Annotated in this window: 13 protein-coding genes; 8 read left to right on the top strand and 5 right to left on the bottom strand. The window is 62.6% G+C overall.

Annotated elements, in window-relative coordinates; genetic code table 11:
• Window positions 1-55 precede the first annotated feature (55 nt).
• Window positions 56-484 carry a VOC family protein gene (locus IP76_RS10285; RefSeq protein WP_054158127.1) on the top strand — a complete coding sequence of 143 codons (429 nt, stop codon included), beginning with the start codon at window positions 56-58 and terminating at the stop codon, window positions 482-484.
• Between the two features lie 9 nt (window positions 485-493).
• Here the strand turns inward: IP76_RS10285 and IP76_RS10290 are convergent, their stop codons facing one another.
• Window positions 494-1,258, bottom strand: coding sequence for a class II aldolase/adducin family protein (locus tag IP76_RS10290; protein WP_054158128.1), 765 nt, complete (start codon window positions 1,256-1,258; stop codon window positions 494-496).
• Window positions 1,255-2,385, bottom strand: coding sequence for a TauD/TfdA family dioxygenase (locus tag IP76_RS10295; protein ID WP_054158139.1), 1,131 nt, complete (start codon window positions 2,383-2,385; stop codon window positions 1,255-1,257). The genes IP76_RS10290 and IP76_RS10295 overlap by 4 nt, the downstream gene beginning before the upstream one ends.
• A gap of 123 nt (window positions 2,386-2,508) precedes the next feature.
• Here IP76_RS10295 and IP76_RS10300 point away from each other — a divergent pair, with 123 nt between their 5' ends.
• Window positions 2,509-3,408 carry a LysR family transcriptional regulator gene (locus IP76_RS10300; RefSeq protein WP_054158129.1) on the top strand — a complete coding sequence of 300 codons (900 nt, stop codon included), beginning with the start codon at window positions 2,509-2,511 and terminating at the stop codon, window positions 3,406-3,408.
• A 57-nt stretch (window positions 3,409-3,465) separates the two neighbouring features.
• Here IP76_RS10300 and IP76_RS10305 read toward each other — a convergent pair whose 3' ends face one another.
• The gene (locus tag IP76_RS10305; RefSeq protein ID WP_054158130.1) at window positions 3,466-4,113 is read right to left on the bottom strand and encodes a glutathione S-transferase family protein; all 648 of its coding nucleotides are present in this window, start codon (window positions 4,111-4,113) and stop codon (window positions 3,466-3,468) included.
• 139 nt (window positions 4,114-4,252) lie between these two features.
• Here IP76_RS10305 and IP76_RS10310 point away from each other — a divergent pair, with 139 nt between their 5' ends.
• Window positions 4,253-4,474: a type II toxin-antitoxin system PrlF family antitoxin gene (locus IP76_RS10310; RefSeq protein WP_054158140.1), complete on the top strand. Its 222-nt coding sequence runs from the start codon at window positions 4,253-4,255 to the stop codon at window positions 4,472-4,474.
• Window positions 4,461-4,802: a type II toxin-antitoxin system PemK/MazF family toxin gene (locus IP76_RS10315; protein ID WP_054158131.1), complete on the top strand. Its 342-nt coding sequence runs from the start codon at window positions 4,461-4,463 to the stop codon at window positions 4,800-4,802. Before IP76_RS10310 ends, IP76_RS10315 begins: the two co-directional genes overlap by 14 nt.
• 15 nt (window positions 4,803-4,817) lie before the next feature.
• Here IP76_RS10315 and IP76_RS10320 read toward each other — a convergent pair whose 3' ends face one another.
• Window positions 4,818-5,186 carry a lysozyme inhibitor LprI family protein gene (locus tag IP76_RS10320; protein ID WP_054158141.1) on the bottom strand — a complete coding sequence of 123 codons (369 nt, stop codon included), beginning with the start codon at window positions 5,184-5,186 and terminating at the stop codon, window positions 4,818-4,820.
• A gap of 157 nt (window positions 5,187-5,343) precedes the next feature.
• Here IP76_RS10320 and IP76_RS10325 point away from each other — a divergent pair, with 157 nt between their 5' ends.
• The 4 genes from IP76_RS10325 (at window position 5,344) to IP76_RS10340 (ending at window position 10,834) form a co-directional block, all read left to right on the top strand.
• Window positions 5,344-6,402, top strand: coding sequence for a serine hydrolase (locus tag IP76_RS10325; RefSeq protein WP_054158132.1), 1,059 nt, complete (start codon window positions 5,344-5,346; stop codon window positions 6,400-6,402).
• 106 nt (window positions 6,403-6,508) lie between these two features.
• Window positions 6,509-7,915 (top strand): DegQ family serine endoprotease, encoded by a 1,407-nt coding sequence (locus IP76_RS10330; RefSeq protein WP_054158142.1) that lies wholly within the window; start codon window positions 6,509-6,511, stop codon window positions 7,913-7,915.
• Window positions 7,912-9,225 carry a replication-associated recombination protein A gene (locus tag IP76_RS10335; protein WP_054158133.1) on the top strand — a complete coding sequence of 438 codons (1,314 nt, stop codon included), beginning with the start codon at window positions 7,912-7,914 and terminating at the stop codon, window positions 9,223-9,225. The genes IP76_RS10330 and IP76_RS10335 overlap by 4 nt, the downstream gene beginning before the upstream one ends.
• A 94-nt stretch (window positions 9,226-9,319) precedes the next feature.
• Window positions 9,320-10,834 (top strand): diguanylate cyclase, encoded by a 1,515-nt coding sequence (locus tag IP76_RS10340; protein ID WP_054158134.1) that lies wholly within the window; start codon window positions 9,320-9,322, stop codon window positions 10,832-10,834.
• Window positions 10,835-10,923: 89 nt separating this feature from the next.
• Here IP76_RS10340 and IP76_RS10345 read toward each other — a convergent pair whose 3' ends face one another.
• On the bottom strand, window positions 10,924-11,235 hold the full coding sequence (locus IP76_RS10345) for a DUF1883 domain-containing protein (protein WP_054158135.1): 312 nt from the start codon (window positions 11,233-11,235) through the stop codon (window positions 10,924-10,926).
• Between the last annotated feature and the right edge of the window lie 448 nt (window positions 11,236-11,683).

Below are 11,683 nucleotides of genomic sequence, written 5' to 3' on the forward strand. Positions count from 1 at the left end.
GTCAACGGCCAAAACGGTCGCCTAAGCCTGAGTGTCCCGCACATCTGGAGCCGTCATGACCGTGCCCTTCAGCCTCGTTGGCATCGACCACGTCGTCTTCATCGTCGATGACATGGAAAAGGCGCTCCGCTTCTATTACGATGTTCTCGGCTGCCGCCCTGGCTACACCTATCCGGCGCTCGGCATGGAGCAGGTCTGGTGCGGTTCTGCCCTGATCGTACTCTGGGACATCACCCATCCCGGCGGCCAAAAGGCCGCTCCACCGGTCGCAGGCGGCCGCAATGTCGACCATGTCTGCATCGCCACTGGCCCCTTTGACCACGACGAACTGCGCGCCCATTTCGCCAGCCACGGTGTGGCGATCAACCGCGAAGCCATGCATGGCGGCGCCCGCGGCATGGGCCATTCCTTCTACGTGAAGGACCCCTTCGGCAATACGATCGAGATCAAGGGCCCGGCCGAGTACCCGGACGGGCGTGGCTGACGTCATGCCTCAATCCCGATAACTCGGATCTTCCTTGTCCAGACACGACTTCAGATAGGCAAAATGCTTCTGCGCCATGCCGCGATACGGAATCCACCCGTCTGACGTCCCCTGCGCGATCTCGTCCGACAGCACCGCCAGCGGCTTGCCGGTCGAGAGCGCCAGCACCATCGTCTGCGCCGCCTTCTCGAAGAAGTAGAGGTCTTCAAAAGCATCCGCCACCGTCTCGCCGGCAACCGACACACCGTGATTGCCCATGACCAGAACCGCCTTGCCACGGATCATCTCCGCCAGCCGCTCGCCTTCCTCTGCCGCGTCGGCGATACCCCCGAAGTCGAGGTCATAACCGATTCGCCCGAAGAAGCGCGCCGTGTTGTTGTCGAGCGGCAGAAGCGTTGGGTCCTTCAGGCAGGAGAGCGCGACTGCATAGGGTGAATGACAGTGCAGGATGACGCGCGCCTCCGGCAGCATCCGGTGCAGCGTGCCATGTACGGTCCAGGCCGACGGATCGGGCGCATTCGGCCGGTTCATCACGTCAGGATCATCGGCATCGAGCAGCAAAAGATCGCTCGCCTTGACCGTGGCAAAATGCTGCCAGCGCGGATTGAGCAGGAATTTCCGCCCATTGGCGGAAACCGCCGCACTGAAATGGTTGCCGACCGACTCGCTCCAGCCGAAGCGATGGCAAAGCCGGAAGGCCGCCGCCAGATCCTGACGCAGCGTGGTGAGATCAGCTTCATCGAGCATGTCGTTGACCGAAGGGGAAATATTCATGCCTTGAACCGTCCTTCCGTCGTAAGCGCCCGATAGGTCGAGCGCATCTCCTCGCGATCGGCATAACAGCCGCGCAGATAACGATCGCCGCTGGTCGCCGAATAGGCCATGCGCCCATGCACGATGCGGTGGTTGTCGAACACCATGCAGTCGCCCGCCTTCATCAGGAAGCGCATCATGAACTTGTCGTCCTGCAGCATTTTGCCAAAGCGGCAGAAGGCCGGATAATAATCGTCGAGCACCGTCTGCGGCAGGTCGAACATGTCAGCCATGTGCTGGCTGATCGTCAGCCCTGAGACCTCACCATGTTTGTCGAGTTCGATCACCCGCTGCCGCGAGCGCATGTCGTAGGTGTCATGCTCGCAGAAGAACGGAATGTCGATCTCCGACAAGAGTTTGAACCCCTCCGGATCGATCTCCCGGAAGGCATTGGCGACAGCCACGCCGTCCGAATAGATGCTCATCCCGCCCTCGACCGTGTTGGCCCGGCAATGCAGGAACTGGATGCCCGGCGCATGCTCCTCCGCCGGTGTGTCGGTATGCAGTTCCAGCGCCTTGGCGGTGTAAGCCGTGTTGGTCGGGTTGATATGCGTCTTCACGTCGAAATATTCGCCGAAGAAGGTCGGCCGCACATGGCCCATCAACTTGACGGTCTCGGTCAGCCCTTCGTTGCTGTCGGGCATGTCGGTCACGATCGTCAGCCCCTCGACGATCATCGCCTTCAGCCATTCCGCAACCTTTTTCGGGTCGCGCATCAGCTCCGGCTGCGAGAAGCGCGGGATCTCGGGATAGTGGTCGCTGAACCACGCCTTGCGTGGCAGGTCGGCCGGGTCGGGTCGATGTTTGCCTTCGGTGTAGAGTTCAAGCAGTGACAGCGGAAAGCGCGAGACATGGTTCTCACCCGCCCAGCGGATCACCAGGCTGCCGTCCTCAATGTCAGCACTGGCAGCGCGCGGTGGAGCCGACAGATGGAAGATGTCGAAGCTGCGCTCGCGCGTCGCGCTGTCGAAGGAGGAGGGGCAGTTGTCGCGCAGCCAGTAGTAATTGAAATAGGCCTGTCCGCCCTCGGCAAGCGGCAGGTGCAGCCCTTTTTCGGCCAGGGTCACGGCGCCTGTAGCAACATGCATATTCACAGCAAATTTCCTTAAGCTGGGACGACGAATAAGCGGATCGGTTTTGACGATCATCATCCGACTTTGCAGGCGAGGCCAGAGCGATTATGCTTATGCTGAGTTAAGCTGGAGGTTAAGTTGAGCCGTTTGCCGCCCCTGCGCCTGCTGACCACATTCGAGGCCGTCGCCCGGCTCGGCTCGATGCGCGAGGCAGCGACCGCCCTCAACGTTACCCAGCCCGCAGTCACGCAAGCGCTGAAGGCGCTGGAAGAGCATGTCGGCGCCGTCCTGATCGACCGCACGACCCGGCCGGCCAGGCTCACCGAACCCGGCCTTGAGCTCGCCCGCGCCACCCGCGACGGCCTCGACCTGATCGCCGACACCATCGAGGAAATCCGCACCAGCACCGGCCTCGAGGACCAGCGACTGACGGTCGCCTGCACCATGGGGTTGGCCACCCACTGGCTGATGCCCCGCCTCAGCGACTTTTACGCCCGCCATCCCGGCTATGTCGTCAATGTCCAGGTCCCGCCCACCGACCTGCCGCAGATGTGGCCCGGCACCGATCTCGTGTTGCGTTACGGGCGCGGCACCTGGACGGATGGCCCGACGCTCCGCCTCTTCGACGAGATCGTCTGCCCCGTCGGCCGCCCAGCTCTGGTCGAAAGCTTGCTGGCAAAAGGCGAGGGGCTCGACGCCGCGCCCCTCATTCATGTTCGCACCGTCGAGGCGCGCCACTGGGAAGGCTGGACCGATTATCTCGCCCGCCGCGACCTGCCCAAACCGCGTGGCCCCTCCCACATCTTCGACAACTATGTCCAGGCCGTCCAGGCAGCGCTGGACGGCCGCGGCCTGATGCTCGGCTGGCGCTCGATCACCGACACCCTCGTCGCCGACGGCAGCCTGAAGTCCTGGCCCGATGGAGCCTTGGACCTCGGCACCGCTTATTTTGCCACGGTCGCCCTAGCGGCGGCGAAACGACCGGCGGTCAGGGCTTTCGTCGCGTGGTTGGGGGAGGGGGCGGAGAACGCCCTATGATGATCCGACAAAAATTAGGCAATTAGGCAAATAGGAAATTAGCAGATCGTCGAGACGTCATTGCGGAGTGGGTCGCGTCTCCCGAAAACTCTCGAGAGCCGTCACCCCTCGCCACCAGTCACCAAAGTTGTGGTGTTGCGAAAACATCTCGCCAAACTCAGGAACCTCCAACGCATAGTCGATCATCGGCGCCAGATAGAGATCCGCCAACGTGAGTGTGTCTCCACACATCCATCGCTGCTCACCAAGCAGACCAGCTAGAACGGCGAGAGAAGTCTGGGCAACGCCGCGCGCTTTCTCCACGCGACCCTCATTCGGCGCTTCCCCACGTTTCGGCTTTTCGATGCATTCGACATAAAGCCCCCAGACCATTTGCGGATACACATAGCCGTCCGCAATGCTGATGATCTGGTTCATCCGGGCGCGTGTTTTGGCATCGGCAGGCTGAAGCGGCGGCCCGTCGAAAGCCTCGTCGACATAACGGGTGATGGCGCCGGTTTCGTAGAGATCGAAATCTCCGTGCGCGAAGGCCGGGATCTTGCCGAAGGGGTGCCGGGTCAAGTGGGCGTCGCGTGTGCTACCAGCGGTGAAGATATCGACCGGCACCAAGTCATGTGCCACGCCTTTCTCCATAAGCCTAAGGCGGGCGATGCGGACGTAAACGCTGTAATCGGCGCCGAATAAGAGAGGGTAGTCGATCTGCATCGTGTCGTTCCTGCTTTCACCTGAGTGGCAAGGTGCGCTGGGGTGGATGATGCGCATCCTTTACCGCATCGGCAAGGGAGGCTGCCTCTCTCTTGCCGGAAGCAAGGAAATTCCTTACCTTCATTGGGGAGGTAACGTCATGATCACCAGCAAGCTTACGAGCAAGGCGCAGACCACGGTTCCCCAGCCCGTTCGGGCGGCTCTTCGACTGAAGGAGGGCGATGCGATCGTTTACACGATCGAGCCGGACGGTCGGGTCACCTTGTCCCGCGCGGAGTCGGATCATCCACTGGAGGACCCGTTCGCAACCTTCTCCGAATGGGATAGCGAAGCGGATCGTCGCGCCTATGCCGACCTTTAAGCAAGGCGATATCATCAGGGTGCCTTTTCCTTACACGGATCGGGACACGCGCCAGCGGAGGCCCGCTTTCGTGGTTTCGAATGGTGGAATTGGCGAAGCCGGGAGCCTGTTGTGGGTCGCCATGATCACCTCTGCGGAAAACCGTTCCTGGCCGCAGGACGTCCCAATCCCTGAGTATCTGGAAGCAGGCTTGCCGGCGCCATCCGTCGTGCGTTCTGTGAAGCTGGCCACGGTCGAAGCGCGAAGTGTGGAGCCCTTGGGTGCCGCAAATCCGTCGATCACGGACGCTGTCTTGGCACAAGTTGCTCAACTCTTGGGCCAAAATTGACACGTTCGAGTTCCGTCACTTCGGCCGCTGCACCCCTTCATACACCGTCGCCAGTTGCGCCATCCGTGCCGTGTAGGCGGCGGTCAGGCAGGTGACGTCGCCCTTGCATTCGCCGCGCTTGGTCAGCCACTCGATCTGCTGATCCTGCAATTCGCCCCGCGCGCCCATGGCAAGCAGGCCGGACAGCAGGTCGAAGGTCGTGACCATCTTCACGTCCATGTCGTTCAGCGACAGTGTCTGGCAAATGGCAGTCTCATCGGCAGCGAGATCGGGTTTCTGACAATCGAAGCTCGCGGCGTGGGCGGGAAGCGCGCCAGCCAGCACAGGGCCGACCAGTAGCGCGAAAATCAGGGCGCGTGTGGCCGCTGCATGGGTATCGGACATCGGGACCTCGCTTGTTGCACTCGCCAAGGCAACGTGCGCGCCCGCCGGATCGTTCCATGCCGCGCGTACATGCCAGATCTTCGCTCGATCCTCACGATACGGTGACAATCCGCAAAAAATCCTGTCATTGGCCGCAGCACTCCCTACCTTCAGCAGCATGAACCGAAGAACCATCCTCGCCGCCATAGCCACCCTGCCAGTCGTCTCCGCCTCCCGCGCCCTTGCGCAACTTGCGCAATCGGCTCAGCCTGTGGCGCCGCCGCAGCCCGCCAATCTCGATGCGATCCGCCCGCGTATCACGACGCTGCTCGAAGAAGCCCGCAGGCTGGAAACGCTGGAAACCGTCATCGTCACCCGCAACGGCGAGACGCTCGGCGAGCGCGCCTATGGCAACAATTCGCTCACCGGGTCCACCAACATCAAATCCGCCTCGAAATGCGTCGTCTCCGCACTGGTCGGCATCGCCATCGACAAAGGCCTGCTCGACGGCGTCGACCAGCGCATCGAAACCGTGCTGCGCTCGGAGTTTCCCGCCAATCCCGATCCGCGCCTGTCGCAGATCACCATCGGCCATCTGCTCTCGATGCAGTCCGGCCTCGACCGCATGTCCGGCCCGAATTACGGCCGATGGGTTGCGAGCCGCAACTGGACGCGTTTTGCGCTCGCCGCCGATTTCGTCGACGAGCCGGGCGGCGACATGCTCTATTCGACCGCGTCGACCCATCTCCTGTCCGTCATTCTCACCAAGGTCGGGGGCAAGCCGACGCTGGTTTTGGCGCGGGAGTGGCTCGGCCCGCTGGAGGGTTTCCGTATCGGTTCCTGGGATCGCGACCCGCAGGGCTACTATCTCGGCGGAAACCAGATGGCGATGACGCCGCGCTCGCTGCATGCCTTCGGCGAACTTTACCGGCGGGGCGGCGTGACCAAGGGCGGCACGCGGCTCATATCGGAGACCTGGATCCGCGAAAGCTGGATCCGCCGCACCAATTCCGTCTTCAACGGCGATGGCTATGGCTATGCCTGGTTCCTGAAAGAGATGGCCGGCGAGCAGGTGAAATATGCCTGGGGCTATGGCGGCCAGATGCTCTACATCACCCCGGGCCTCGGTCTGACCGTCGCCATGACCTCCAACGAGGCGGCCCCTTCTGCCCGCACCGGCTACCGCGACGAACTGCACGGCCTGATGGCGCGCATCATCGAAACCGTCAGGGCTTGAGCCGGGCAAACGTTATCCCCATCTGCGATCAGTCGTCCTTGCTTCTGCCTATTTGCCGGAGCAGGAACCGGGTCTAGAACGTCCATATCGCATGAAGGATCTTTGCATGCCGCGCTTCGACCGTCTAACACCGATTGCCGTGATCGCCGCCTTGATGGTGCCGCTTTCTGCGCCCGTTCTTGCGCAGGATAAGGCCGTGCCGCAGAGCCAACTCGAGATGCAGCTCTCCTTTGCCCCGCTGGTCAAGCAGGCGCGGGGTGCCGTGGTCAACGTCTATGCCGAACGCCTGGTCGAGCGCCGGACCAATCTCTTCGCCGGCGATCCCTTTCTTGAGCAGTTCTTCGGCCAGCGTATGCCGAACCGCACGGAAAAGCAGTCTTCGCTCGGCTCGGGCGTGATCGTCGAGGAAAACGGCATTGTCGTCACCAACAATCACGTCATCGACGGCGCTGACGATATCAAGGTCGCGCTTGCCGACGGACGCGAATTTCCGGTCAAGGTTCTGCTGAAGGACGACCGGCTCGATCTCGCCGTTCTGAAGTTCGAGACCGATGAAAAAATGCCGACGCTGCCAATCGGCAATTCCGATCAGACCGAGGTCGGTGATCTGGTTCTCGCCATTGGTAATCCCTTCGGCGTCGGCCAGACGGTCACGTCAGGCATTGTATCCGCACTTGCCCGCAACCAGGTAACGGAAGGCGATTTCGGCTTCTTCATCCAGACCGATGCCGCGATCAATCCCGGCAATTCGGGTGGTGCGCTGGTCGACATGAAGGGCCAGCTGATCGGCATCAACACGGCGATCTTTTCCAAGGGCGGCGGCTCCAATGGCGTTGGCTTTGCCATTCCCGGCAATCTCGTCCGTGTCTTCCTCGATGCGGCCGACCGCGGTGAACAGAGCTTTGAGCGGCCCTATATCGGTGCCAGCTTCGAGCCCGTCACCTCGGATGTCGCGGAAGCGCTGGGCCTCAAAACCGTGCGTGGCGCGCTGGTGGTGAACATCGCCGAAGATGGTCCTGCGGCGAAGGCCGGCTTGAAGGCAGGGCAGGTGGTCACTGCCGTGAACGGCATCCCGGTCGAGCATCCCGACGCGCTCGGCTACCGCCTGACCACGACGGGTCTTGGCAAAACCGCTCAGCTGACGGTGGAGGAAAGCGGCCGCGAAGAGGTGCTCGACCTGACGCTGGCCGCCGCTCCCGAAACCCGGCCCCGTGACATCCAGCTGGTCGAGGGGCGCAGCCCGTTCGCCGGCACGCGCATTGCCAATCTGTCGCCGCGCGTCGCCTATGAACTGCGCCTGCCCACCGAGGCGACCGGCGTTGTCATCACCGAAGTCGTGCGAGGCTCTCCCGCCGCCCGCCTCGGCTTTGCGCCGAAGGACATCCTTGTTTCGGTCAATGGCGTCAACATCAACGCGGTCGATGATGTGATGAAGCTTGCCGACAGCGATCCCGGCTTCTGGCGTGTCGAGATCGAACGCGATGGTCAGCGCATCCGGCAGATCTTCCGATGAGTGACCTCTTCGCGCCGCAGATGTCGAAAGAAATGGCCGAGCGTCGGCCACTCGCCGACCGCCTGCGGCCGAAAAATCTGTCTGAAGTCACCGGTCAGGAACATCTGACCGGCGAGGACGGCGTGCTTGCCCGGATGATTGCGGCAGGCTCGCTGGGCTCGATGATCTTCTGGGGGCCGCCGGGCACGGGTAAGACCACGGTCGCCCGGCTTCTTTCGGGCGAGGCCGGCCTCGCCTTCGAGCAGATCTCGGCGATCTTTTCCGGCGTCGCCGACCTGAAGAAGGTTTTCGAAGCGGCCCGCCTTCGCCGCATGGACGGCCGCCAGACCCTGCTCTTCGTCGACGAGATCCACCGCTTCAACCGCGCTCAGCAGGACAGCTTTTTGCCCGTCATGGAGGATGGCACCGTCATCCTGGTTGGGGCGACGACCGAGAACCCGAGCTTCGAACTCAATGCCGCTCTTTTGTCGCGGGCGCGGGTACTCACCTTCAAGAGCCATGATGCCGAGAGCATCGAAACGCTGCTGAAGCGTGCCGAGGAAACCGAAGCCAAGCCGTTGCCGCTGGATGCCGATGCGCGCGCAACCCTGATCCGCATGGCCGATGGCGATGGCCGTGCCTCGCTGACGCTGGCCGAAGAAGTCTGGCGCGCCGCCCGCGAAGGCGAAGTCTTCGACACCGAGGGCCTCGGCAAAATCGTCCAGCGCCGTGCACCCGTCTACGACAAGGGCCAGGACGGCCACTACAATCTGATCTCGGCGCTGCACAAGGCGGTGCGCGGCTCCGATCCCGATGCGGCGCTCTACTATCTCTGCCGCATGTTCGATGCCGGTGAAGATCCGCTCTATCTCGGCCGCCGCCTGGTGCGCATGGCGGTCGAGGATATCGGCCTGGCCGATCCGCAGGCGCTGGTTGTCTGCAATGCGGCCAAGGATGCCTATGACTATCTCGGTTCGCCGGAGGGTGAACTGGCGCTCGCCCAGGCTTGCGTCTATCTCGCCACCGCACCGAAGTCGAACGGCGTCTACATGGCCTACAAGGCGGCGATGCGCGCGGCCAAGGAACACGGCTCGCTTCTGCCCCCCAAGCACATCCTGAACGCCCCGACCAAGCTGATGAAGGCGGAAGGCTACAACGAGGGCTATCTCTACGATCACGACCAGCCGGATGCCTTCTCCGGCCAGAATTATTTCCCGGAAAAAATGGGCCGCCAGCAATTTTACGATCCGCCGGAGCGCGGTTTCGAGCGCGAGATCAAGAAGCGTCTCGACTGGTGGTCCAAGCTCAGGCGCGAGCGTGGCGGCGGTTAAGTCTACCACCAGTTCAGGTATCGCTTTTTCAGCTTAAGCTGCTTTTAAGCCGAATATCCTAGTCTCCCGGCGGAATTCACTGAGGGACTGCCGAATGCCGGAGCGGATGCGCACATGGGAAATGCCGAACGAAGCAGCAGAGCGGCCACGCTTCAGCCTGCCGTTTCTGGTCAGGGCCTTCGCGCTGGTGCTGATTGGCCTGTCGGCGCTGTCTCTGTTCTTTGTCGGCTCCATTGCCTCGCACAAGGCGGATGAACTCGCCTTCGACAAGCAGCTCGTCCTCGTCGACAATGCGATCCGCGACCGGCAGAGCCTGATGGCGCGCGACCAGCTCGGCCTTGCCCGGTGGGATCGGTCCGTCGAGCGCATCGTCCTGGATTTTCGCCAGTCCTACATCGAGGATGAGTTCGTCGAATCGCTTTGGCACGACTTCGGCCACGAGCGCAGCTTTCTCGTCGGCCCCGGCGGGCGCCTGTTGATGACCGCCTGGCGCGATGATGTGGACTTCGCCGAACGGGTGCTCAGCAAGGACGAGGGCCTGATGCAGCTGGTTGATCTGGCCATTGCCCGCCACAATACCAACCGTATCGCAATCACCGGCGGCTTCAGCCAGCGACCGGTTCAGGCCGCTCGTATCCATGAGATCGCGGCCTATGGTTTCGTCGAGATCGATGGCACCCCGATGATCGCGAGTGCCATGGCCATCGTCCCGGATGACGGTGCCGTTGCGCTGCCAGCGGGTCCCCCCGTGGTTCTCGTCTCTGCCCATCCCGTTGACGCCGTGTTCATCAACGACCTGAATGCGCAGCTCGAACTCCCGGGCATCGCGTTCCGGATCAACGAGGATGGCCTTCTGCAGATCTTCGATGTCGGCAACCGCATGCTGGGCAGCTTCATCTGGACCGTCGAGAAACCGGGGGCGGACATCTGGTCGGTGGTGGTGCCGGCAGTCGTGCTTCTATGCGGCCTGCTTCTGACCGCAAGCTTCGTGCTCGGCCGCTATATAAGCCGGTTGTCGATCCGGCTCGAGGAGAGCGAACGCCGCAACCGCGAGCTTGCCCATCGCGATACGCTGTCCGGTCTTGCCAATCGCCTGAGCTTTGATCGGGCGCTGAACGAGGCGGCGGACCGCCTCGCCCATGCCCCCTTTGCCGTGATTGCCGGCGATCTCGATCGCTTCAAGGCGGTCAACGATCAGCACGGCCATGCCGCAGGCGACGCCGTCATCCGGACAGTGGCGGAGCGCCTCCGCAGCGCTGTCGGAGCGTACGGTCTTGTCGGGCGTGTCGGCGGCGACGAATTCGTCATTCTGGTCGATGCGTTCCGCGATCGCCCGCGGCTGGCGCTGCTCGCCCAGACCATCCTCACCTCGGTGTCGCGACCGATCATGCTGCCATCCGGCACGCTCGTCGATGTTGGCATCAGCCTTGGCATTGCGGTCGCCCCGGAAAATGGCATCTCCGCCCATGCGATCATGGCGACCGCCGATCGCTCGCTCTACGCCTCCAAGCAGGGCGGCCGGGGTCGGGTTTTCTTCGCCGAGGATCTGGATACGGCAAACCTGCACGAAACCGATACGCGGAGTGCTGATGCCGCCAATGCGGCCTGACGTCACCTGAACGGCTGTCTTCCCGATCCTTGCCGCGCTCACGGCCGCCGGTTGCGATCGAACCGGCGCCGGCGGTGAAGGTCAGGTTATCAGGATACTTTCTGCCTCGGCTGAACAGCCGGGGCGGCGATCATCTTGACCTTGGATTCCGCAAGGCCGTGATGGCCTTCCATGTCGACGATCAAGTGCCAGTGGCCGCTTTCCGGGATAACGATCTTCAGCGGCGACTTCTTCGCCACGCCGCCCTGAAACTTGTAGTCCAGCGTCTCCTTGAAGCGCTGAAAATTCGTGGGCGTCATCAGGCGCACATTGTTCACGGCAGACAGCGTCACCTCGATGATCGTACCGGCGCGCTGTTCCTTGAGATCGTAATGGGTGAAGCGGAAAGTCGGTTTTGACATTCGGCCCTGGTCTCCATGCTGTCTATTATGAAAAATGAATATACACGAGGCCCGTTAAGGAAGCGTTGGCCGGAGGCGGTGGCAAGGGGCTAAACCGGGCAGGGAAGGCGGACTTTTTTGGGACGATCATGCCCCTTCTGCAACCGGGAGTGAAGGAGGGGTTCCGGATGCGTCAGCATGAGAGGTAAGGGCTCTCGGAAGGAGTTGTCGGCTGCCGAGGCCTCGCATGGGTCGCTGACGGGCGTCCCGAGGCCGCTGCCGCAACGCCCTCATGCCGGGGCGCACGGGGATGGCGCGGCCTTGATGCATCGCCCCGTAGCTTGGCGCATGGGTGGCGGGGTGGCCTCGCCCTTCGAGGCCGGGCAAGCCCGGCACCTCAGGATGAGGGGGAGGCGGTGGTGTTCAATCTGTCAAAAAACCAAGCTTCGCCGCCGGTCGGGATCGCTCC

Origin of the sequence: Rhizobium sp. AAP43, from assembly GCF_001296045.1 — a bacterium.
Taxonomy (GTDB): Bacteria; Pseudomonadota; Alphaproteobacteria; order Rhizobiales; family Rhizobiaceae; genus Allorhizobium.